Annotated in this window: 20 protein-coding genes and 1 pseudogene; 16 read left to right on the top strand and 5 right to left on the bottom strand. The window is 65.0% G+C overall.

Annotation, left to right across the window (positions count from 1 at the left end):
• The first annotated feature begins 132 nt into the window (after positions 1–132).
• Together kdsA and HU230_RS14450 are read left to right on the top strand one after the other, a co-directional pair.
• Entirely contained in the window at positions 133–990 is an 858-nt protein-coding gene (gene kdsA / locus HU230_RS14455) for a 3-deoxy-8-phosphooctulonate synthase (protein ID WP_176531087.1), read from the top strand.
• Positions 991–1,005: 15 nt separating this feature from the next.
• Positions 1,006–2,214, top strand: coding sequence for an MFS transporter (locus HU230_RS14450; RefSeq protein ID WP_176531088.1), 1,209 nt, complete (start codon positions 1,006–1,008; stop codon positions 2,212–2,214).
• 1,010 nt (positions 2,215–3,224) lie between these two features.
• Here HU230_RS14450 and HU230_RS14445 read toward each other — a convergent pair.
• Complete coding sequence (locus HU230_RS14445) at positions 3,225–3,587, bottom strand: response regulator (RefSeq protein WP_176531089.1); 363 nt, start codon at positions 3,585–3,587, stop codon at positions 3,225–3,227.
• A 200-nt stretch (positions 3,588–3,787) separates the two neighbouring features.
• On the bottom strand, positions 3,788–4,264 hold the full coding sequence (gene queF, locus HU230_RS14440; RefSeq protein ID WP_097676339.1) for a preQ(1) synthase: 477 nt from the start codon (positions 4,262–4,264) through the stop codon (positions 3,788–3,790).
• Between the two features lie 121 nt (positions 4,265–4,385).
• Here queF and eno point away from each other — a divergent pair, with 121 nt between their 5' ends.
• Together eno and HU230_RS14430 are read left to right on the top strand one after the other, a co-directional pair.
• Positions 4,386–5,669, top strand: a complete 1,284-nt coding sequence (gene eno / locus HU230_RS14435; RefSeq protein ID WP_176531090.1) for a phosphopyruvate hydratase — start codon at positions 4,386–4,388, stop codon at positions 5,667–5,669.
• A gap of 48 nt (positions 5,670–5,717) precedes the next feature.
• A complete protein-coding gene (locus HU230_RS14430) occupies positions 5,718–6,857 on the top strand; it encodes a zinc-binding dehydrogenase (protein WP_176531091.1) in 1,140 nt (379 codons plus the stop codon).
• 10 nt (positions 6,858–6,867) lie between these two features.
• Here the strand turns inward: HU230_RS14430 and HU230_RS14425 are convergent, their stop codons facing one another.
• Positions 6,868–7,983, bottom strand: coding sequence for a D-alanine--D-alanine ligase family protein (locus HU230_RS14425; RefSeq protein ID WP_176531092.1), 1,116 nt, complete (start codon positions 7,981–7,983; stop codon positions 6,868–6,870).
• A gap of 252 nt (positions 7,984–8,235) precedes the next feature.
• On the opposite strand from HU230_RS14425, the gene HU230_RS14420 reads away from it, so the two are divergent.
• The 11 genes and pseudogenes from HU230_RS14420 to HU230_RS14370 all read left to right on the top strand — a co-directional run bounded on the left by HU230_RS14420 (position 8,236) and on the right by HU230_RS14370 (position 17,941).
• A complete protein-coding gene (locus HU230_RS14420; protein WP_176531093.1) occupies positions 8,236–8,787 on the top strand; it encodes an NADPH-dependent FMN reductase in 552 nt (183 codons plus the stop codon).
• A 167-nt stretch (positions 8,788–8,954) separates the two neighbouring features.
• Positions 8,955–9,272, top strand: coding sequence for an FtsB family cell division protein (locus HU230_RS14415; RefSeq protein WP_176531094.1), 318 nt, complete (start codon positions 8,955–8,957; stop codon positions 9,270–9,272).
• Between the two features lie 206 nt (positions 9,273–9,478).
• A pseudogene (gene pdhA, locus HU230_RS14410) lies at positions 9,479–10,497 on the top strand (pyruvate dehydrogenase (acetyl-transferring) E1 component subunit alpha).
• A gap of 45 nt (positions 10,498–10,542) precedes the next feature.
• Positions 10,543–11,937, top strand: a complete 1,395-nt coding sequence (locus HU230_RS14405; protein WP_176531096.1) for a pyruvate dehydrogenase complex E1 component subunit beta — start codon at positions 10,543–10,545, stop codon at positions 11,935–11,937.
• A gap of 5 nt (positions 11,938–11,942) precedes the next feature.
• Positions 11,943–12,248 carry a DUF5076 domain-containing protein gene (locus HU230_RS14400; RefSeq protein WP_021079261.1) on the top strand — a complete coding sequence of 102 codons (306 nt, stop codon included), beginning with the start codon at positions 11,943–11,945 and terminating at the stop codon, positions 12,246–12,248.
• Between the two features lie 2 nt (positions 12,249–12,250).
• Positions 12,251–13,618, top strand: a complete 1,368-nt coding sequence (locus HU230_RS14395; RefSeq protein ID WP_176531097.1) for a pyruvate dehydrogenase complex dihydrolipoamide acetyltransferase — start codon at positions 12,251–12,253, stop codon at positions 13,616–13,618.
• Positions 13,619–13,630: 12 nt separating this feature from the next.
• Positions 13,631–13,807 (top strand): hypothetical protein, encoded by a 177-nt coding sequence (locus HU230_RS14390; RefSeq protein WP_176531098.1) that lies wholly within the window; start codon positions 13,631–13,633, stop codon positions 13,805–13,807.
• Positions 13,808–14,050 (top strand): hypothetical protein, encoded by a 243-nt coding sequence (locus tag HU230_RS14385; RefSeq protein WP_176531099.1) that lies wholly within the window; start codon positions 13,808–13,810, stop codon positions 14,048–14,050.
• Between the two features lie 17 nt (positions 14,051–14,067).
• A complete protein-coding gene (gene lpdA / locus HU230_RS14380) occupies positions 14,068–15,489 on the top strand; it encodes a dihydrolipoyl dehydrogenase (protein ID WP_176531100.1) in 1,422 nt (473 codons plus the stop codon).
• Between the two features lie 161 nt (positions 15,490–15,650).
• Positions 15,651–16,892: a threonine synthase gene (locus tag HU230_RS14375; protein ID WP_176531101.1), complete on the top strand. Its 1,242-nt coding sequence runs from the start codon at positions 15,651–15,653 to the stop codon at positions 16,890–16,892.
• 80 nt (positions 16,893–16,972) lie between these two features.
• Positions 16,973–17,941, top strand: coding sequence for a tripartite tricarboxylate transporter substrate binding protein BugD (locus tag HU230_RS14370; protein WP_176531102.1), 969 nt, complete (start codon positions 16,973–16,975; stop codon positions 17,939–17,941).
• Positions 17,942–18,079: 138 nt separating this feature from the next.
• Here the strand turns inward: HU230_RS14370 and HU230_RS14365 are convergent, their stop codons facing one another.
• On the bottom strand, positions 18,080–20,305 hold the full coding sequence (locus HU230_RS14365; protein WP_176531103.1) for a lytic transglycosylase domain-containing protein: 2,226 nt from the start codon (positions 20,303–20,305) through the stop codon (positions 18,080–18,082).
• A 292-nt stretch (positions 20,306–20,597) separates the two neighbouring features.
• Here HU230_RS14365 and HU230_RS14360 point away from each other — a divergent pair, with 292 nt between their 5' ends.
• The gene (locus tag HU230_RS14360) at positions 20,598–21,446 is read left to right on the top strand and encodes an SMP-30/gluconolactonase/LRE family protein (RefSeq protein ID WP_176531104.1); all 849 of its coding nucleotides are present in this window, start codon (positions 20,598–20,600) and stop codon (positions 21,444–21,446) included.
• On the opposite strand, the gene HU230_RS14355 is transcribed toward HU230_RS14360, so the two are convergent.
• Positions 21,443–21,619, bottom strand: a complete 177-nt coding sequence (locus HU230_RS14355; protein WP_176528440.1) for a hypothetical protein — start codon at positions 21,617–21,619, stop codon at positions 21,443–21,445. The two genes, HU230_RS14360 and HU230_RS14355, sit on opposite strands and share 4 nt — an antisense overlap.
• Between the last annotated feature and the right edge of the window lie 44 nt (positions 21,620–21,663).

Genomic DNA, 21,663 nt, shown 5'->3' with positions numbered 1-21,663 from the left:
TATAGGAGCGGTTGGGGCAGGATTGTGATAGCACGGCGCACCCACGGCGTCAGCGCAACCCCCTCATCGTGCGGGATGGCTTGATCCCTCCGGCGCGGGATTGCATGGTCGCCGGCAAAAGGATGCAGCATTTTGACAAATCAGGTTTCCGCGCCAGCCGCCGCGCCGATCGTTGCCGTCGGATCGGCGAAATTCGGCAATGCCTTGCCGATCTCGATCATCGCCGGTCCCTGCCAGCTCGAGAGCCGCGCGCATGCGCTCGAAGTGGCGTCCGCGCTGAAGGAGATCGCAGCAAGGCTCAAGATCGGTCTGGTGTACAAGACCTCGTTCGACAAGGCGAACCGCACCAGCGCGTCGGCCGCGCGCGGCATCGGGCTGAAGCAGGCGCTGCCGATCTTCGCCGAGATCCGTTCTTCGCTTGGGCTGCCCGTGCTGACCGACGTGCATGAACCCGACCAGTGCGCTGAGGCGGCGCAGGCGGTCGACGTGCTGCAGATCCCGGCCTTCCTGTGCCGGCAGACGGATCTTCTGCTGGCTGCGGCTGCGACCGGCAAGGTCGTCAACGTCAAGAAGGGTCAGTTCCTGGCGCCATGGGACATGGCGAATGTGGTCAGCAAGATCACCGGCGCCGGCAATGCCAATGTGCTGGTCACCGAGCGCGGCGCGTCGTTCGGCTACAATACGCTGGTGTCCGACATGCGCGCGTTGCCGATCCTGGCGCGCACCACCGGTGCGCCTGTGATCTTCGACGCCACCCATTCGGTGCAGCAGCCGGGCGGCAAAGGCACGTCCTCGGGCGGCGAACGCGAATTCGTGCCGGTGCTGGCGCGCGCCGCGGTCGCGGTCGGCGTTGCCGGCGTGTTCATCGAGACCCATCCCGATCCGGATCACGCGCCGTCCGACGGTCCCAACATGGTGCCGCTCCGCGACTTCGAATTCCTCGTCAAGCGGCTGATGCAGTTCGACGCGCTCGCCAAGACAGCAGCCTGATCGGCGGACAACGACATGACCGCAACGAGCGGCATGCCGCCGGCCCTCAACGTCATCACGCTGGCGACCTTCGCGGCGAGCCTGTCGGTGCGCGCTCTCGATCCGGTGCTGCCGCATGTCGCGGAGGATTTTGGCGTCAGCATCGCGACCGCGGCGAGCTTCGCCGCGGTGTTCGCCTTCACCTTCGCTGCGGTCCAGCCGGCGATCGGCGCCGCCGCCGATTTGTTCGGCAAGGCGCGGTTGATGACGATCTGCCTTGGGCTGCTCGGCGTCGCCAACATCCTCGGCGCACTCTCGACCTCGTTTCCGATGTTGTTCGTGACCCGCATCCTCGCCGGCATCGGCTCGGGCGGCGTGTTTCCGGTGGCGCTGTCGCTGACCAGCGATCTCGTCGGTGCCGACAAGCGGCAGCTTGCGATCGGGCGAACGCTCGCAGGCTCGATGACCGGCAATTTGCTCGGCGCCACGGCCTCCGGTCTGATCGGCGATTTCCTCGGCTGGCGCGGTGTGCTCGCCGTGCTCGGCGGCCTCGTGATCATCGTAGCACTGGCGGTTGCGGCCGGCTTCCGCGGCGCTGCGCTGAACCGTCCGCCGCGCACCAGCCTGAAGGCGCTTCGCCACGGCTATCGCACCATCTTCACCAATCCGAACGCGCGGATCTGCTACTCGGCGGTCTTCATCGAGGGCTGCTGCGTGCTCGGGCTGTTTCCCTTCATCGCCTCGTTCCTGTTCGAACTCGGCGAGACCTCGCTCTCGATCGCCGGTATCGTGATCGCAGGCTTTGCGATCGGCGGATTGCTCTACACGCTGACGGTGGCGCGCCTGCTGCCGTTGATCGGCGTGAGGGGCATGATGGTCGTCGGCGCAGCGCTGGTCGGCATCCAGCTGGTCGGCGTCGCCTTCGGGCCGCACTGGAAGCTGCAGATGGCGGGCCTCCTGGTGATGGGCCTCGGCTTCTACATGATCCATGGCTGCCTGCAGGTGTTCGCCAGCGAGCTGTCGGTCGAGGCGCGCGCCACCGCGCTGTCGCTGCACTCGTTCTTCTTCTTCATGGGGCAGACCGTCGGCCCGATCGCCTATGGCTTCGGCCTGCAACATGCCGGCAAGACCGCGACGCTGGTTTCCGCCGCCGCCGTGATGGTCGTGCTTGGCTTCATCTGCGCGAAATTCCTGAAGCAGCGGCGACCGGCCGACGCCGACCTGCGCCCGGACGTCGAGCCCTAGCGATCCCTCAGGTCGTGGACACACAAGCATCAAGGTATCGTGTCGTTCAGTCGCCTTAGTGCTCGCTATTCAAGCAGTCGCTCCAACGAGGCATATTGACCGATGGTCGCGCGCGATAGATGGACCGTAGACCTCGAGTGCCCACGCTGCGGGAGCATCGACGTGGCTATTCTGTCTCAGGCGGATGGCTATGCCTATGTGAGAGGCGATAGCGGTACGCGCGCCGACCATGTGCCAGCCGGCTTCGCGTGCATTGATCCGGAGATCTGCTGCTTTCAGTGTTTGAAATGCCAGGTGCGGATACCGTGACATCGAATGTCGCCGCAAAGCGGCTTCAACGGTGGTGTTGGCTTCGAAAGAAACATCCGTCGGTGTTCAGACCGGATGTCCACCGCATCGCTTTTGATCGTGGCCCTATCGCTGCCAGCCGGATCGGCGTATGCTTTCCGCATCGCCGCCCGGCCCGTGGCTTCTATCGGTGATGAGAACGCCGGTTGCGCTTTCGCCCCACTCAGGGAGCAGCGCAGCCAAATGATCAGTTTACCTCACATTTCAGTATATTTTTCCTGCGAGAGCTGTGGCGCCACATATGAGGCCTCACAGGATCGCAATGATCGCAGTGGAAAGTTTCACTGCGTTCACTGCGCCAGATTGGTGCATCAATGGTCGGGCACTTTTAGCTATTTGGGCTGGCGATTGTTCCGCACGTCCGCCGAGCTGTCATGATCGGTCATTGCATCCTTTGTGATGACACGCGCTGGGTCTGTGAGACTCACGAGGATCAGCCATGGACAGGTCCCGACGCCTGCACGTGTTGTGGGGCCGGGTCGCCATGTCCTCATTGCCATATGCCTGAAGGCGAGGCGCGGCTGCCGCGAGGCTTTCGCAACATGTTCGACAACGGAGCCGCGTCATGAAAGGCCGTACATCCTGATCTCTCGCGCATTGGATCTCATGCCGGACCGTGGCAACCAATTGGCGTCCAGGTGACGCCTGTGCGCAATCGCCCACTATTGGTCAGCCGTAACCTGCCGGAGGTGCATCCCGACGTCGGCGAGGCTGTACGGCTTGGGAATGAAATGACCGCCGGCCGGGAGGTCGTCGAGGGTTACGTCAGTGGCTGACGTGGCAATGATCGCAATCGGCGGCCAACGATGGCGAACGACATGCGCAAGCCTCAAGCCGTCAATCGAGCCGGGCATCTGGATATCGGTGAAAATCACCCGAATGTCGTCACGCGCTTCAAGAATCGTTATCGCGTCGTCGGCGTTCCTGGCTTCAATGGCGTGGAACCCAGCTTCCTCGACCATGTCGGCGGCCTGCATGCGGATCAGAAAATCGTCTTCGACGACCAGAACAGCCGAGCGTGTCATTGAATGTGCAAGCCCGGCTGTGATTTGCGTGGGACGCAAATTGACCTAGGCTAATCCGGCAGTGGCGGCTCAGTTCCTGTTGATTGCTCAACAATGTCGCTGTCGATCGCCGAGAGGCTTGCGGCTGCACATGAATTCACGTCGGCCTCCAAGTCGTCTTCCGAAAATAAGCGGACGTGGCGAATTCGTGGGTGCTCGGCTTAACCGCGCCCGCGATAAGTCGCGACGCCCTGATCGGGAACCCAGAGACCCTTCGGCAGCCGGCCGGTCTGGAAGAACACGTCGATCGGAATGCCGCCGCGCGGATACCAGTAGCCGCCGATGCGCAGCCATTTCGGCTTGATCTCGTCTGATATCCGCCGGCCGATCATGACCGTGCAATCCTCATGGAATGCGCCGTGGTTGCGGAAGCTCGCGGCGAACAGCTTCAGCGATTTGGATTCCAAGAGCCAGCGGCCCGGCACGTAGTCGATCACCAGATGCGCGAAATCCGGTTGGCCCGTCACCGGGCAGATCGAGGTGAATTCAGGCACGGTGAAGCGTACCAGATAATCGGTGCCAGCCTGCGGATTGGGCACGCGGTCGAGCCGCGCCTTTTCCGGCGCGTCGGGCCATTCCACCGCACGGCCGAGTTGCAGGCCGGGGGAGGTCGTTGATTTGCTGGATTTCTTCGCCATTCGGGGTCTCCGGGGGGTCTCCTAGCCTATGATCGGGCGTCCGTCACCCGGCCTTTTCCCCCTCGATGCATTGCGCTAGAAGCACCGCCATCCGACCCCCTCACTGCCACAAGAGGTACTCATGACTGACATCGTCGACATCATCGGCCGCGAAATCCTGGATAGCCGCGGCAACCCCACGGTCGAGGTCGATGTGGTGCTGGAGGATGGGTCAATCGGCCGTGCGGCGGTGCCGTCGGGCGCGTCCACCGGCGCCCATGAGGCAGTGGAACTGCGCGACGGCGACAAGTCGCGCTATCTTGGCAAGGGCGTGGAAAAGGCGGTTGCCGCCGTCAACGGCGAGATCTTCGAGGCGCTCAGCGACCAGGCCGTCGAGGAGCAGGTCGCGATCGACCAGATCATGATCGAGCTAGACGGCACACCGAACAAGAGCCGGTTAGGGGCCAACGCCATCCTCGGCGTGTCGCTGGCCTGCGCCAAGGCCGCCGCCGAATCCTTCGACATGCCGCTGTATCGTTACGTCGGCGGCACCTCGGCGCGGACGCTGCCGGTGCCGATGATGAACATCATCAATGGCGGCGTGCATGCCGACAACCCGATCGACTTCCAGGAATTCATGATCCTGCCGGTCGGCGCCACGTCGTTCGCCGAGGCGCTGCGTTGCGGTTCGGAAATCTTCCACACGCTGCGCGGCGAGCTGAAGAAGGCCGGCCACAACACCAATGTCGGCGACGAGGGCGGCTTCGCACCGAACCTGCCGTCGGCCGACGCCGCGCTTGAGTTCGTCATGAACGCGATCGGCAAGGCCGGCTACAAAGCGGGCGACGACGTCGTGCTCGGCCTCGACTGCGCCTCCACCGAATTCTTCAAGGAAGGCGCCTACGTCTATGGCGGCGAGAACAAGACCCGCTCGCGTTCGGAGCAGGTGAAGTATCTCGCCGATCTCGTCGCCCGCTATCCGATCGTCACCATCGAGGACGGCATGTCGGAAGACGACATGGACGGCTGGAAGGAGCTGACGGACGCGATCGGCAAGAAGTGCCAGCTGGTCGGCGACGATTTGTTCGTCACCAACGTCACGCGGCTTGCCGACGGCATCAAGAACGGTCGAGGCAATTCGATCCTGGTCAAGGTCAACCAGATCGGCACGCTGACCGAGACGCTTGCGGCGATCGAGATGGCCTACAAGGCCGGCTACACCGCCGTGATGTCGCATCGCTCCGGCGAGACCGAGGACTCCACGATCGCCGACCTCGCGGTCGCCACCAATTGCGGGCAGATCAAGACCGGCTCGCTGGCGCGCTCCGACCGCACCGCCAAGTACAACCAGCTGCTGCGCATCGAGCAGCAGCTCGGCACGCAGGCGAAATACGCAGGCAGGGCGGCCTTGAAGGCGCTGGCCTAGCGCCCCAACTGATCGGGACTGAACAAGACGCAAAAAAGGGAGGTCGGGATGAGTGACGGCAAGAGCGGTCTGCAGCTGCGTTCGCTGCTCAAGAAGGATGGCGAACTGGAATTGTCGCTGGTCAATGTCCCGACCCCCGAGCCCGGTCCCGACGAGGTCGTGGTCCGGGTCGAGGCGACCCCGATCAACCCATCCGACCTCGGGCTCCTGATCGGCCCGGCCAACATGGCGGCGGCAAAGGTCACCGGCAGCAAGGAATTGCCTGTGGTGACCGCGCGCGTGCCGGAAGCGGCATTGCCTGGCCTCGCCGCGCGGCTCGACGAGTCGATGCCGGTCGGCAATGAAGGCGCCGGTGTCGTGATCAGGACAGGCTCGTCGGACGCGGCGAAAGCGCTGATGGGCCGCACCGTCGCGATGATCGGCGGCGCGATGTATGCGCAATACCGCACGCTGCGGGTCAATGAATGCCTGCCGCTGCCCGACGGCACCACGCCGGCGGAAGGCGCGTCCTGCTTCGTCAATCCGCTGACCGCGCTCGGCATGACCGAGACGATGCGGCGCGAGGGGCACAAGGCGCTGGTGCACACGGCGGCGGCGTCGAACCTCGGCCAGATGCTGAACAGGATCTGCCTCAAGGACGGCATCGGCCTCGTCAACATCGTGCGCAACAAGGAGCAGGCCGACATCCTGCACAAGATCGGCGCCAAGCATGTCGTTGATTCCAGCGCGCCCGATTTCATGGACAAGCTCACCGGCGCGCTGGTCGAGACCGGCGCGACCATCGCCTTCGATGCGATCGGCGGCGGCAAGCTCGCGGGCCAGATCCTGGTCGCGATGGAGACCGCGATCAACAAGACTGCCAAGGTCTACAGCCGCTACGGCTCGAACGTGCACAAGCAGGTCTATGTCTATGGCAGCCTCGATACCCGCGAGATCGAGCTGCCGCGCGGCTTCGGCATGGCCTGGGGCATCGGCGGCTGGCTGCTGTTCCCGTTCCTGATGAAGATCGGTCCGGAGGCCGGCAACAAGCTGCGCCAGCGCGTGGTGGCCGAGTTGAAGACGACTTTCGCCAGCCACTACACCAAGGTGGTGTCGCTGCAGGAGACCCTGCAGCTTGACAACATCGCGGTCTACGGCAAGCGCGCGACCGGCGAGAAATTCCTGATCAACCCGAACAAGGGCGCGTAACCAACCGCGTCTACTCGCGCTCGAATGCCAGCTTCCTGGAGCGTTTGTGACGCTCCAGGGCGTGGCCGATCAGGACATCCATCAGCTCGGATTGCGGCAGGCCGCTGGCCTCCCACAGCCGCGGATACATGCTGATGTTGGTGAAGCCGGGCAGGGTGTTCGCCTCGTTCACGAAGGCTTGCTCGCCGTGCAGGAAGAAGTCGATCCGCGCCATGCCCTCGCAGCCGAGCACGCGGAATGTCTTGATGGCGAGCTCCCTGATGGTTTCGGCGACGGCAGCCGGCACGTTGGCCGGCACCTGCAGCAGCGCGCCGTCAGCATCGAGATACTTCGCGTCGTAGGAATAGAAGCCGTGCTTGTCGGACGGAACGATCTCGCCGAGCTGGGAGGCACGGACGCGGCCCTCGGCATCCTCGAGCACGGAGCACTCGACCTCCCGGATCGGCGCGACACCGCGCTCGATCAGGATTTTGGTGTCGAAACGAAACGCCAATCTGCAGCCGGCCTCGAACTCCTCCGCGGTGCGCACCCTCGACACGCCGACCGATGATCCCATGTTGGCGGGCTTGACGAAGACCTCCTGCGATCCGAGGGCGCTGACCGCGTCGTGATAGCTGATGGGAGCGGCGCTCGACATCACGACAAAGGGAACGATCGGCAAGCCCGCTTCGCGCATCAGGCGCTTGGCGATGTCCTTGTCCATGCCGGCCGCCGAACCCATCACGCGCGAGCCGACATAGGCGACATCCGACAATTCCAGCGCGCCCTGCACCGTGCCATCTTCGCCGTTCGGGCCATGCAGGACCGGGAAGACGACATCGAACGCCGGCAATTCCGCTGGTCCCGCCGCCGGTCCCCGAAGCACTACGACGCGGCCCTGTCCGCCCGGCAGCAAAGCGAGTTGCGGTCCCTGGTCGGGAATGGTCAGCGCGCCGCTCCCCGTGCCAACGCCGTTTCCCGCATCGGTGACCACCCAGCGGCCATCGCGGGTGATGCCGATCGCCGTCGCGTCATAGCGATCCGGGTCGAGTGAGCGAAGTACGTTGGCGGCTGATGCCCGCGAAACGTCGTGCTCGGCGGAACGGCCACCGAACAGGATCGCGACCCGGATCTTGCGCTCTGGCATTGTTTGGCCTCTCGACGTCGGCGGGTGATGTGGGAATCCGTGGCAGTATGCTCGGACGAAGATGTCGACAATTTGCTGCGCATGGTCCGGGCCGTCGCTTCGGGACCTCCTGGTTGGGTGAAGCCCGATGTTCAGGCAAATTTCGCGAACACTGCGTTTCCGGAATTGGACGATCCATGCACTTGCATCGTTCTTGGCGTGCCGGTAGGTGAAGTGCACCAGTCTTACGCGTAACCCGAGGGGAATTTTGCAATGGCCTACAACATCGTCACGATCGTCGGCAGTATCCGCAAGCAGAGCTTCTCGCTCAAGATCGCCAAAGCGCTGGCCAAGCTCGCGCCGGCCTCGCTGAATCTCGATGTGACGACCCTCGAGGGCATTTCCTTCTTCAACCAGGACCTCGAGGCGGCGCCGCCGGCGGACTGGCTGGCCTTTCGCGAGAAGTTGCAGAAGTCGAACGGCGTGCTGTTCGTGACGCCCGAATACAACCGCTCGATCCCGGGCGTGCTGAAGAACGCGATCGACGTCGCCTCGCGGCCCTATGGCAAGAGTTCATTCATCGGCAAGCCGGTCGGGATCGTCTCCAACTCGCCGGGCCCGCTCGGCGGGGTCAGCGCGGCGAAGCACCTGCAGAACATCCTGCCGGGCATTTCCGGCCCGATCCTCGGTCAGCCGGAGACCTATCTGAACGGCGTCGGCGACGCCTTCGACGACAAGGGCGAACTGACCAAGGAAGCGCTCAAGACGGTGTTGCAGCAGTACCTTGACGCTTTCGCCGCCTTCGTCGCGAAGCAGAACGGCTGACCCGGCGCCCCGTTCCGATTGAATCGGAGCGGAGCTCCAGGCTGGTTGTTTTGACGGGTTGTCTGCGCGCGAACCGCTATCCATCCCGGATCAAGTCCGGGACAGGCTTCGCTCGAAAACGCTCTGGTTTAGCACTCCGTTAACCGCATGGCCGCATCTTCGCGGCCATGGTTTCCCGCACACGCCTCAAATCGATTCTGACCGGGCTCGCCCTCTACACGCTGGCGGCGCTGATGGTCGGGTATTTCGGCGTCAACGCCTACACCGGCAAATACGGCCTGAACGCGCGGCAGGAACTCGACCAGGAAATCATCGCGCTGACCTCGGAGCTGGCGCGGCTGAAGAAGGAACGGGCCGAAGGCGAGCAGCGCGTGTCGCTGTTGCGGTCGGACCGGGTCGATCCCGACATGCTGGACGAGCGCGCGCGCTTCCAGCTCGACTACGCCAATCCGCGCGATCTCGTTCGGGTCAACAAGGCGAATTGACACCGGCAGTTATTTTCGGACAGCGCTTGTCCGAAAATAACTTGCGCCCGTTCGTCAAATTTCAAAATTGATCGATCAACATCACAAAAATGTCGCGCCACGTTGCAGTGCGGCATAGCAAAATTCCATCGGACGAACGCAATCCTTCCAAGGCGATTTGAGTTGGGTTAGAGAGGGTTCTTAGACTTCTCTCACCCGGAATTGCCATGGCCACACCCAAGAAAACCGTCGCAAAGGAATCAGGGCAGGAGAAGGCTGGCTCTCCCCCGAATTCTCCAGGAAGCAGGAGCTCAAGGCACTGCGGGACATGCTCCTGATCCGACGCTTCGAGGAGAAGGCCGGTCAGCTCTACGGTATGGGTGCGATCGGCGGATTCTGCCATCTCTATATCGGCCAGGAAGCCGTCGTGGTCGGCATGCAGATGGCATTGAAGCAGGGCGACGAGGTCATAACCGGCTACCGCGACCACGGCCACATGCTGGCCTGCGACATGGAAGCCAAGGGCGTGATGGCGGAATTGACCGGACGCCGCGGCGGCTACTCCCGCGGCAAGGGCGGCTCCATGCACATGTTCAGCAAGGAGAAGCATTTCTACGGCGGTCACGGAATCGTGGGCGCACAGGTGTCGCTGGGCACCGGCCTTGCGTTCGCCAACCGCTATCGCGGCAACGATAACGTCAGCGTGACCTATTTCGGCGACGGCGCGGCCAACCAGGGCCAGGTCTACGAAAGCTTCAACATGGCGGAGTTGTGGAAGCTGCCGGTGATCTACGTCATCGAGAACAATCGCTATGCGATGGGCACCGCGGTGTCGCGCGCCTCGGCGCAACAGGACTTCTCCAAGCGCGGCGTCTCCTTCAACATTCCCGGCAAGCAGGTTGACGGCATGGACGTACGTGCGGTCAAGGCCGCCGCCGATGAGGCCACGAGCTGGTGTCGCGGCGGCAATGGTCCGATCATCCTGGAGATGCAGACCTACCGTTACCGCGGCCATTCGATGTCCGATCCGGCGAAGTACCGCACCCGCGAGGAGGTCGAGAAGGTCCGCCACGACCAGGACCCGATCGAGCAGGTGCGCAACCGCTTGCTGGCGGCAGGCGTGAGCGAGCAGGACTTGAAGGCGATCGACGCCGAGGTGCGCGAGATCGTCAACGCAGCCGGCGACTTCGCGCAGCATGATCCGGAGCCCGATCCGTCCGAGCTCTACACCGACATCTACCGCTAACCCCATCCGCGCAGAAGAATCTCAAGACCGATTTCGGGAGCTGATATGCCCATTCAAGTGCTCATGCCTGCGCTGTCGCCCACCATGGAGAAGGGCAACCTTGCCAAATGGCTGAAAAAGGAAGGCGAGACCATCAAGTCCGGTGACGTCATCGCCGAGATCGAGACCGACAAGGCGACGATGGAGGTCGAGGCGACGGACGAGGGCACGCTCGGCAAGATACTGATTCCGGAGGGCACCGCCGACGTTGCGGTGAACACGCCGATCGCCACCATTCTGGCCGACGGCGAAAGCGCCGCCGACCTTGCCAAGGCGCCTGCCGCACCGGCGCCGCAGCCGAAGGCCGCGGAGGCGCCCGCTGCAGAAGCCAAGGCGGAAGCGCCGCAGCCCTCGGCGAAGGCGCCGGCCGCGCCGGTCAGCGAAGCACTGCCCGATCCGGAAATTCCGGCGGGTACCGAGATGGTCACCCAGACCATTCGCGAGGCGCTGCGCGATGCGATGGCCGAGGAGATGCGGCGCGACGGCGACGTCTTCATCATGGGCGAAGAGGTCGCCGAGTATCAGGGTGCCTACAAGGTGACGCAGGGCCTGTTGCAGGAATTCGGCGCCCGGCGCGTGATCGACACGCCGATCACCGAGCACGGCTTTGCCGGCGTCGGCGTCGGCGCAGCGATGGCCGGGCTGAAGCCGATCGTCGAGTTCATGACCTGGAATTTCGCGATGCAGGCGATCGACCAGATCATCAACTCCGCCGCCAAGACGCTGTATATGTCCGGCGGCCAGATGGGATGCTCGATCGTGTTCCGCGGCCCGAACGGCGCCGCCGCGCGCGTCGCCGCCCAGCACAGCCAGGACTACGCCGCCTGGTACTCGCAGATCCCGGGCCTCAAGGTGATCGCGCCGTACTCGGCCGCCGACTACAAGGGCCTGCTCAAGGCCGCGATCCGCGATCCCAATCCGGTGGTCTTCCTCGAGAACGAGATGCTGTACGGCCACACCGGCGAGGTGCCGAAGCTGCCCGATTTCGTGGTGCCGATCGGCAAGGCGCGGATCGCGCGCGCCGGCAAGGACGTCACCATCGTCTCCTGGGCGATGGGCATGTCCTATGCGCTGAAGGCCGCCGATGAACTCGCCAAGGAAGGCATCGAGGCCGAGGTGATCGATCTTCGAACCATCCGTCCGATGGACACCGAGACCATCATCAATTCGGTGAAGAAGACCGGCCGTGCGGTCACGGTGGAGGAGGGCTGGCAGCAGAGCGGCGTCGGCTCCGAGGTCGCCGCCCGCATCATGGAGCATGCCTTCGACTATCTCGATGCGCCGGTCGCGCGCGTCTCGGGCAAGGACGTGCCGATGCCCTATGCCGCGAACCTCGAGAAGCTCGCTCTGCCCTCCGTCGCCGAGGTGGTCGCGGCCGCCAAGGCCGTGTCCTACCGGTAACGCCGATGGCCGGTCCGAAGGAGCAGCCGCTGCCGCCCGACGTGATGGGCCGCGACGACGCCGTCGAGGTGCTGCGCGCCTTCGTCGTCGACGGCGGCCTGTCGATCGCGTTCCAGCGCGCCTTCGAGGAGCCGGACATGTGGGGGCTGATGCTCGTGGACATCGCCCGCCACGCTGCGCGCGCCTATTCGCGCGAGAGCGAATACACCGAAGACGAGGCGCTCGCGCGCATCGTCGAGATGTTCGAAGCCGAAATCGCCCGGCCGACCGACATGGGCCAAACCAAACCGCGGTCGCAACAAGGTCACTGACAATGCCGATCAATATTCTCATGCCCGCGCTGTCGCCGACGATGGAAAAGGGCAACCTCGCCAAGTGGCTCAAGAAAGAGGGCGACAAGGTCAAGTCCGGCGACGTGATCGCGGAGATCGAGACCGACAAGGCGACAATGGAAGTCGAGGCGGTCGACGAAGGCACGATCGCCAGGATCCTGGTGCCCGAAGGCACCCAGGACGTGCCGGTCAACGACGTCATCGCCGTCATGGCCGGTGACGGCGAGGACGTGAAGGCGGCAGCCAGCGCCGGAGCGGGTGCTGCCCCGGCCGCCAAGCCCGCCGAGGCCCCGAAGCCTGCCGCACAGGCCGCGCCTGCCGCGGCTCCCGCACCGGCGGCTGCGCTCGCGCCGCAGCCGGCCGCAGCGCCCGCCGCTGCGCTGCAGGCTGCTGCACCGGCCGCGCAAGCCAATGGCCACGCCCGCGTGTTCTCCTCGCCGCTGGCGCGCCGGCTTGCGAAGGAAGCCGGCATCGATCTCGGCCGCATCACCGGCACCGGCCCGCACGGCCGCGTCATCGCGCGCGACGTCGACGACGCCAAGTCCGGCAAGGGCCTGAGGGCGCCGGCGGCTGCGCCGGCCGCCACAGGTCCCAGCATCGCACCGTCGATGTCCGACAAGCAGATCCTGGCGCTGTTCGAGCCGGGCTCCTACGAAGTCGTGCCGCATGACGGCATGCGCCGCACCATCGCGCAGCGTCTCACCGCCTCGGTGCAGAACGTCCCGCACTTCTATCTCACGATCGACTGCGACATCGGCAAGCTGCTCGCCGCGCGCGAGGAGATCAACGCCGCTGCGCCGAAGGACAAGGAGAAGAAGCCGCTCTACAAGATCTCGGTCAACGACTTCGTCATCAAGGCGATGGCGGTCGCGCTGCAGAAGATCCCGAACTGCAACGTCAGCTGGACCGAGGGCGGCATGCTCAAGCACAAGCATTCCGACGTCGGCGTCGCGGTGGCGATGCCGGGCGGCCTGATCACGCCGATCATCCGCAAGGCCGAGACCAAGACGCTGTCGACCATCTCCAACGAGATGAAGGATTTTGCCGCGCGCGCCCGCGCACGCAAGCTGAAGCCGGAAGAATACCAGGGCGGCACCACCGCGGTGTCGAACCTCGGCATGTACGGCATCAACCACTTCACCGCCGTGATCAACCCGCCGCACGCCTCGATCCTCGCGGTCGGCACCTCGGAGGAACGTCCGGTGGTGCGCGGCGGCAAGATCGAGATCGCGCACATGATGAGCGTGACGCTGTCGTGCGATCACCGCGCGATCGACGGCGCGCTCGGCGCCGAGCTGATCGGCGCTTTCAAGCAGCTGATCGAAAACCCCGTGATGATGATGGTGTGACGGGCATCAGCCATGTACGCGATCTACGGTCCGTACGTCCTGCTCGCCGCCGTTGCCGTCGCGTTGCTCGTCGCGGTCAACCGCGACCTGATTTCGACGATCCAGTTCAGGATCATGATGATCGCCGCCGCCGTGCTGGCGCTGGCGTGGTCGATATTCCTCGGTGCGGTATGGCAGGAGTACGGATAGATGGCCGGCACGGCTCGCACGCGCTGGCCCTGGATCTCGCTGCTGCTGTCGGCCGCACTGGTGTGCAATCCGGTCGGGTTCGATTTCCTGCACTCCGCGTTCTTCGCCGGCGAACTGCTGGCGCGGAACATCGCCCAGCCGATCGTGCTGACGGCCCTGGCCATCATGGCCGTGGCGATCGGGCTCGAATGGCTGGTCAGGTCGTTGATCGCAAGAAGCCGCGCGCGCGGCGTCACAAATTGAGTTGAACGGGAGCCGCCATGGCCGATACATCCTTTGACGTCATCATCATCGGCTCCGGCCCCGGCGGCTACGTGACCGCGATCCGCGCCGCGCAGCTCGGCTTCAAGACCGCGATCGTGGAGAAATCCTATCTCGGCGGCATCTGCCTGAACTGGGGCTGCATCCCGACCAAAGCGCTGCTGCGCTCCGCCGAGATCTATCACTACATGCAGCACGCCAAGGATTACGGGTTGTCGGCCGACAACGTCTCGTTCGATCCGAAGGCGGTGGTGCAGCGCTCGCGCGGGGTCTCGAAGCGCCTCAACGACGGCGTCGGCTTCCTGATGAAGAAGAACAAGGTCACGGTGATCTGGGGCGATGCCACGATCGATGCGCCCGGCAAGATCACGGTGAAGAAGTCGGCGGTCGAGGCGCCGAAGGGCGCCAGCGGCGAGGGCACCTACCAAGCCAAGCACATCATCGTCGCGACCGGCGCGCGGCCGCGCGTGCTGCCCGGGCTCGAGCCCGACAAGAAGCTGATCTGGACCTATTTCGAGGCGATGGTGCCGGAGCGGATGCCGAAATCGCTGCTGGTGGTCGGCTCCGGCGCGATCGGCATCGAGTTCGCCTCGTTCTTCCACACCATGGGCTCTGACGTCACCGTGGTCGAGGTGCTGCCGCAGATCCTGCCCGTCGAGGACGCCGAGATCGCGGGGCTGGCGCGCAAGCGGTTCGAGAAGATGGGCATCAAGATCATGTCCTCGACCAAGGTCACGAAGCTTGAGAAGAAGGCCGACAGCGTGGTCGCGACCATCGACGACGGCAAGGGCCAGCCGCAGGCCAAGGAGTTCGAGCGCGTGATCTCGGCGGTCGGCGTGGTCGGAAACATCGAGAATCTCGGGCTGGAGAAGCTCGGCGTCAAAACCGACCGCGGCTGCATCGTGATCGACGGTCTCGGCAAGACCAACGTCCCCGGCATCTACGCGATCGGCGACGTCGCGGGACCGCCGATGCTTGCGCACAAGGCCGAGCATGAGGGCGTGATCTGCATCGAGGCGATCAAGGGCCTGCATCCGCACCCGATGGACAAGCTGCTGATCCCGGGCTGCACCTACTGCAACCCGCAGGTCGCCTCCGTCGGCCTCACCGAAGCCAAGGCCAAGGAAGACGGCCGCGAGGTCCGCGTCGGCCGCTTCCCGTTCGTCGGTAACGGCAAGGCGATCGCGCTCGGCGAGGACCAGGGCCTCGTCAAGGTGGTGTTCGACAAGAAGACCGGCCAGCTGCTCGGCGCGCACATGATCGGCGCCGAGGTCACCGAGCTGATCCAGGGCTATGTCGTGGCGATGAATCTGGAGACCACGGAGGAGGAATTGATGCACACCGTGTTCCCGCATCCGACCCTGTCGGAAATGATGAAGGAAGCAGTACTCGACGCCTACGGGCGCGTGCTGAATATCTAGTCTCTGCTCCGTCATCCTGAGGCGCTCGCGCAGCGAGCCTCGAAGGATGCACGGCCCGGATCGAGCAGGGGGGCTCGTCGCCCTTCGAGACGCGCTTCGCGCTCCTCAGGGTGACGGGTCTGGCAAAACGAACTCGCAAAGAACAAGAAAGAGCGCATCTCGTGAAAGACAACGACAACCTCACCATCGAACGCCCGACCTTCGTGACCCACCTCGAATGCGCGATGGAGGGCGATCATTATGCGGCCGATCAGGTGCACAACCTCTCGAAGGCCGGCAAGCCGCTCTTGGTGCGCTACGATCTCGCCGGGGTGAAGAAGGCGCTCACGAAAGACGCGCTGGCCGAGCGCCCCGCCGACCTGTGGCGCTACCGCGAACTGTTGCCGGTGCGCAAATGCAAGGACATCGTCAGCCTCGGCGAGGTCACGACGCCGCTGATCCGGCTGCCGAAGCTTTCCGCAAGGCTTGGCGGCGGCGAGATCATCGTCAAGGACGAGGGGCGGCTGCCGACCGGCTCGTTCAAGGCGCGCGGCCTCGTCATGGCGGTCTCGATGGGCAAGGCGCTCGGCATCAAGCACATGGCGATGCCGACCAACGGCAACGCCGGCGCGGCGCTCGCGGCCTACGCGACCTCCTGTGGGATCAAGACCACGATCTTCTGTCCGGCGGATACGCCGGAGGTGAATGTCAGCGAGATCGAGTTGCAGGGCGCGACCGTCTATCGCGTCAACGGCTACATCGACGACTGCGGCAAGATCGTCGGCGAAGGAAAAGCAAAAGTCGGCTGGTTCGATACATCGACCCTGAAGGAGCCGTACCGGATCGAGGGCAAGAAGACGATGGGCCTTGAGCTCGCCGAGCAGCTCGGCTGGGACGTGCCCGATGTGATCTTCTATCCGACCGGTGGCGGCACCGGCCTGATCGGCATGTGGAAGGCGTTCGACGAGCTCGAGAAGATCGGTTTCATCGGTTCGAAACGCCCGCGGATGGTCGCGGTGCAGGCCTCCGGCTGTGCGCCGATGGTGCGCGCCTATGAGGCCGGCACCGAACATGCGGCGCGCTGGGAGGACGCTCACACCATCGCCTCCGGCATCCGCGTGCCGCAGGCGATCGGCGACTTTCTCATCCTGCGCGCGGTGCGCGAGAGCAAGGGATTTGCGATCGCGGTCGACGACGACAAGATCACCGCCGCCCTCAACGAGGTCGCGCGCGAGGAGGGACTGCTGCTGTGCCCCGAGGGGGCAGCGACCTATGCCGCCTACAAGCAGAGCCTTGCCGACGGCCGCGTCACCAAGGCCGACCGCGTGATGCTGTTCAATTGCGCCAGCGGCCTGAAATACCCGCTGCCGCCGGTGACCCGCGCGCTCGACAGGCACAAGCCGATCGACTTCTCGCAGTTCTGACGCCTCGTCCGAGGGGCCATCTTGTTGAAAGGTGGGCCTTCAAAAATGGTACGACAAGGAAGATTGAGGGGGAGCGCGTGATGCGGAAGCTCGTTCTGGCCGTGTTGGCGATGTTGGCGTTCACCGGGAGCGTTTCGGCGGAAACCTGGCCCGCGCACCCGATCACCATCGTCGTGCCGTTCGCCGCCGGCGGTCCGTCGGATGCGATGGCGCGCATCCTCGCCGAGCGCATGAAGCGGTCGCTCGGCGAGGTGGTTCTGATCGAGAACGTGACCGGAGCGGGCGGCTCGCTCGGTGTCGGCCGTGCAGTGCGCGCGGCGCCGGACGGCTACACCGTCTCGTTCGGCCATCTCGGCACCCATGTCGCGAACGGTGCGATCTACAAGCTCGGCTACGACCTCGTCGATGATCTCGAGCCGGTGGTGCTGCTGCCGAGCAATCCGATGATCATCGTCAGCAAGAACGCCGTGCCGGCGAAGTCGCTGAAGGAGCTGTTGGAGTGGCTGAAGTCGCGGCCGGCGCCGCCGACCGCGGGCACCGCCGGCGCCGGCAGCGGCAGCCATATCGCCGGGCTCTATTTCGAGAACGTGTCCGGCATCAAGCTGCAATACGTGCCCTATCGCGGTACCGGGCCGGCGCTGAACGACCTCGTCGCCGGTCAGATCGATATCATCGTCGACCAGACGTCGAACTCGATCAACCAGGTCCGCGCCGGCAACATCCGCGCCTATGCGGTCACCGATTCCAAGCGGGTCGCGAACGCGCCTGAGGTCCCGACGGTCGACGAGGCCGGCCTGCCGGGCTTCCACATGACGCTGTGGTCCGGCCTCTGGGTGCCGAAGGGCACGCCGAAGGAGATCGTGGACAGGCTCAACGTCGCGGCGATCCAGGCGATGAACGATCCTGCCGTGAAGAAGCAGCTTGAAAATCTAGGCTTGCAGATGCCACCAAAGGACCAGCTCAAGCCGGACGCACTCGGCGCCTGGCAGAAGGCGGAGATTGCAAAATGGTGGCCGATGATCAAGGCCGCCAATGTGAAGGTGGATTGAGGGCGGTCCCTCCACGTCGTCCCGGCGAAGGCCGGGACCCATAGCCACCGCTGTGGCTTGTTCGCAAATCGTCGAGCCGATTGCCCCTTACGTCGGCCACGGCGTATGGGTCCCGGCCTTCGCCGGGACGACGCAGCATTATTGCGACGGCATTGTCTGCGCCGGCGCCGCGTTGCTCTCCTGCGTCACGACGCGCTCGCCGCTCTTTGCCGCCAACGCCGTGCCGGCGTCATCGAACCGCGCCTGATAGACCGCGAAATTCTCCATCACGCGCTGGACGTAATTGCGCGTCTCCGAGATCGGAATCCGCTCCACCCAGTCGACCGGATCGACCTTGGGATCGCGCGGGTCGCCATAGGCCTTGATCCAGTCGCGGACGCGGCCGCGGCCGGCGTTGTAGCCGGCAAAGGTCATGATGTGGCAGCCGCGATATTCCGCCAGCAGCGCGCTCAATTCGGCGGCCCCCATCTGCGTGTTGTAGACCGGATCGGAAACCATCCGGCTCCAGTCGTAGCTGACGCCGAAACGCTTGGCGGTGTCGCGGCCCGCTTCGGGCGTCACCTGCATCAGCCCGACGGCGTTGGCCGCCGACTTGTCGCGCTGGTCGAACGCGCTTTCGGTGCGCGCGATCGAGTAGGTCATGCTGCGCCCGATATCGGGGGCGATCGGGGTGTGCTTGGGAATGCCGATGACCGGGAAAGCGTAATGGTCGAAGGCAAAGCCGCGCGCCAGCGCGATCTTGCCGATCTGCAGCATGGTGCGGGCATCGTTGCGGCGGCCGGTGAGCTCGCCGAGGGCCTCGAGCATGCCGACGTCGGCGCTTTCCTCGGCGAGGTCGGCGGCGAAATAGAGCACGATGTCGGGCTCGCCGATCGCATAGAGCATGTCGGCGGCACGCACGCGCTCGTCGGCCGCCATGCTGCCGGCGCTGGCCGCCGGCGAGGGCGCGCGCAGCTCGATGCCGTCACGGCCGAGCCTGGCCAGCGCGAGCTGACCGTAATAGGCGGTCGGGTAGCGCGCCGCGGCCTGGTAGTCGGCCCGCATCGCCACACTGTTGCCGAGCGCCTCGGCGGCGCGGCCGCGCCAATAGGCGGCGCGAGCCAGCACGGTCGGGTTGGTCTGGCCCTCGTCGATCCGTGCGAAATGCGCCGCCGCGGTCCTGGCATCGTCGAGATAGCGCAGCGCGATCCAGCCGCGCATGAAGTGCATGTCGGAGCGGTAATAGGGGTTGTCCGGCGGCGTCGCGGCGCGGATGACGTCATAGGCCGCCTGGTACTCACCCTGGTCGAGCAGCTTGCGGGAGAGGATGCGGCGCTCGCGCCACCACTGGTCGGTGTCCTGCTGCGCCATCGTCTCGGGCGCCGCGGCAATCGTCACGCGCGCCGCATCGTCGATCCTGTTCTTCGCGAGCAGCCACTGGATGCGGCAGAGGGTGTAGCCGAGGTCGCTACGGGCGTCCGCCGGCACGTCGTTGAGCGTGTCCTCGGCCTTGTTGGATTGTCCGCGGACCGCGCCGCAAGCCTTCACAATGGCCAGCTCGTCGCTGCCGAGGTGCTGTGCTGCGCGCCTCGCGCCGGCGAGATCCTTGGCGCCGATCCGCTTGTCCATGCGCGCGCGATGATCGTCGCGCGTCAGCAGGTCCTTGAATGCGTCATAGGCGTCGCTCTCGGTGCGGTCGGACAGGTCTTCCGAGCGCCAGGCCTCGCGTACCAGCCGCGTGGCGCCGTCGCGATCGCCTTCGGCGAGCAGCGTGCGGGCGAGCGCGAATTTGCCCTTGGCGCTGATCGGCTGGTCGAGCGTGAAGCCGTGCACCGTGGCTGGATCACTGCGCTCCTGCCAGATCCGCGCTTCAGCCCGTTTGCGCAACAGCGTGACGCTTGGCCAGTCCGGATTCGCCGTGATGAATGCCGCATAGCGGCTGAACGGTGCATTCGACTCGGAGTGGCGCAGCAGATACCACTCGACGAGCTTCCGCCCGACGGGGTCGGTGATCTTTGCCTGGATATCGGTCGCGTCGCTGGTCTTGCCGCGGCGCGCCGCGATGATCGCGTCCCTGACCGCGGCGAGATCGCCCGACAATTGCGGCCCGGCGGGTTTCTCCGGCTCGGGCGGCTTCGAGGCCTCGGTGGATTTGGACGAAGCGGATTTGGCCTTCGCTGAGTTACGCTTGTCGGCGCCATGCCTGGCATGGCGCCGCTTGCCGGCGGCGCTCTCGCGCGTCGCCTTGGCGCCGTGCGCCTTCTTGTCCCCGTGGCCACTCTTGGCCTGGTGCTGATGATGCGGTTTGGCGCCCGCCTCAAGCGGAAGCAGCGCGAGCACGGTCACCGTGGCGAGGCACGCCAGCGGACGTAGGCAACGGTTCATTCCCTGGCCCCCCTGAAACGATCAGGCACAAACGGAACGCGTCGTACGCGGCACATCCGCCGCAGATTACCAGCACCCTCGATTCTCGAGTATTAACGCTGCCGCAACTCAACAGGGAAAACGCGGCAAAATATGGCATACAGCGTGTGGAACCCTGCGGGAACCGGGGTTTTGCGGGTCCTTTAAAGGGGCCGAGGCGCCAGTTTGACCGGTCCCAGCAGGGATATATTCTCATCAGACGTGCGGCGCGGCGCTTTCTCATATCAAATCTGTTCTTTCAGGCCGGCGCGTCATGACGGCTCGTCTCAGAACCATCCTGGATGGCGGCCGCTATTTCGAGAGCCCGCGCTGGCATCGCGGGCGGCTCTGGTTCGTCGACTGCATGGCGCGGATGCTGCTCAGCATAAGCCCGTCAGGCGAACGCCAGGAGCATGCGGCGGTGAGCGACGACACGCCGTGCGGTCTTGGCGTGCTGCCTGATGGCGACATCGTCGTGCTGACGATGTTCAGGAAGCGGCTGCTGCGGTTTTCCGGCGGCGCGCTGTCGCTGTATGCCGATCTCTCCGGGATCGCGACCGGTACGATCGACGACATGATCGTCGACGGGCAAGGCCGTGCTTACGTCGGCGATCTCGGCTTCAATCTGCCGCCGCCGGAGGGCCGCGGCGCCGTCGGCCGCATCATCCTGGTGATGCCCGACGGCAGCGCCCGCGTCGTCGCCGACGGCTTGCGCTTTCCCAACGGTATTGCCGTCTCCTCCGACCATCGCCGGCTCGTCGTCGCTGAGATGGATGGTGCCGGTCTCGCCGACTACGACATCGCGCCGGACGGCGGCCTGAGCCTTCGCGGGCGGTTCGGTCGCGTCAATGATCCCGACGGCATCTGCCTCGACGGCGAGGGCGCAGTCTGGGTCGCGTCCTTCACCGAAGACGCGTTTGTCCGGATCGATCGCAATGGTGTGGAGCGCGCGCGCATCGCGGTGCCCGGCCGCCGCGCGCTCGCCTGTGCACTCGGCGGCGCGGACCGCAGCACGCTGTTCTGTCTAAGCGCGGAGACGTCCTACGAAGAGCTGCGGAAGGGCAAATCGGTGTCGCGGATCGACGTCGTCGAGGTCGATACTCCGGGCGACGGCTATCCCTAGCCGGGGCGAGATTGCTTCTTCTTTTGCTTCTCTTTCTTCTTCAGTATCTCGGCCTGGCTCCTGAAGGCGCGGGCCAGGGAGCGCATCTGATCGGCGACGATTGCGTCCGCGGTCGCCGATGCGACCCGTTCCGCGGTCTGCGCCTGCTTGCGAACTGCCTTGGCCATTTTCATGAAGGACCCAATTGCGCTGCGTCGTCCTGGTTCCCGCGCCAGCG

The sequence above is a fragment of the Bradyrhizobium quebecense genome, assembly GCF_013373795.3.
In the GTDB taxonomy this organism is placed as follows: domain Bacteria; phylum Pseudomonadota; class Alphaproteobacteria; order Rhizobiales; family Xanthobacteraceae; genus Bradyrhizobium; species Bradyrhizobium quebecense.
The sequence above is the reverse complement of the archived record's forward strand: the minus strand, read 5'-3'. Positions and strand labels throughout refer to the sequence as shown.

Coding starts and splice junctions, on each gene's coding strand:
- HU230_RS14450 (WP_176531088.1), top strand. CDS start 1,006: ATGACCGCAACGAGCGGCATGCCGCCGGCCCTCAACGTCATCACGCTG.
- HU230_RS14445 (WP_176531089.1), bottom strand. CDS start 3,587: ATGACACGCTCGGCTGTTCTGGTCGTCGAAGACGATTTTCTGATCCGC.
- queF (WP_097676339.1), bottom strand. CDS start 4,264: ATGGCGAAGAAATCCAGCAAATCAACGACCTCCCCCGGCCTGCAACTC.
- eno (WP_176531090.1), top strand. CDS start 4,386: ATGACTGACATCGTCGACATCATCGGCCGCGAAATCCTGGATAGCCGC.
- HU230_RS14430 (WP_176531091.1), top strand. CDS start 5,718: ATGAGTGACGGCAAGAGCGGTCTGCAGCTGCGTTCGCTGCTCAAGAAG.
- HU230_RS14425 (WP_176531092.1), bottom strand. CDS start 7,983: ATGCCAGAGCGCAAGATCCGGGTCGCGATCCTGTTCGGTGGCCGTTCC.
- HU230_RS14420 (WP_176531093.1), top strand. CDS start 8,236: ATGGCCTACAACATCGTCACGATCGTCGGCAGTATCCGCAAGCAGAGC.
- HU230_RS14415 (WP_176531094.1), top strand. CDS start 8,955: ATGGTTTCCCGCACACGCCTCAAATCGATTCTGACCGGGCTCGCCCTC.
- HU230_RS14405 (WP_176531096.1), top strand. CDS start 10,543: ATGCCCATTCAAGTGCTCATGCCTGCGCTGTCGCCCACCATGGAGAAG.
- HU230_RS14400 (WP_021079261.1), top strand. CDS start 11,943: ATGGCCGGTCCGAAGGAGCAGCCGCTGCCGCCCGACGTGATGGGCCGC.
- HU230_RS14395 (WP_176531097.1), top strand. CDS start 12,251: ATGCCGATCAATATTCTCATGCCCGCGCTGTCGCCGACGATGGAAAAG.
- HU230_RS14390 (WP_176531098.1), top strand. CDS start 13,631: ATGTACGCGATCTACGGTCCGTACGTCCTGCTCGCCGCCGTTGCCGTC.
- HU230_RS14385 (WP_176531099.1), top strand. CDS start 13,808: ATGGCCGGCACGGCTCGCACGCGCTGGCCCTGGATCTCGCTGCTGCTG.
- lpdA (WP_176531100.1), top strand. CDS start 14,068: ATGGCCGATACATCCTTTGACGTCATCATCATCGGCTCCGGCCCCGGC.
- HU230_RS14370 (WP_176531102.1), top strand. CDS start 16,973: ATGCGGAAGCTCGTTCTGGCCGTGTTGGCGATGTTGGCGTTCACCGGG.
- HU230_RS14365 (WP_176531103.1), bottom strand. CDS start 20,305: ATGAACCGTTGCCTACGTCCGCTGGCGTGCCTCGCCACGGTGACCGTG.
- HU230_RS14360 (WP_176531104.1), top strand. CDS start 20,598: ATGACGGCTCGTCTCAGAACCATCCTGGATGGCGGCCGCTATTTCGAG.
- HU230_RS14355 (WP_176528440.1), bottom strand. CDS start 21,619: ATGAAAATGGCCAAGGCAGTTCGCAAGCAGGCGCAGACCGCGGAACGG.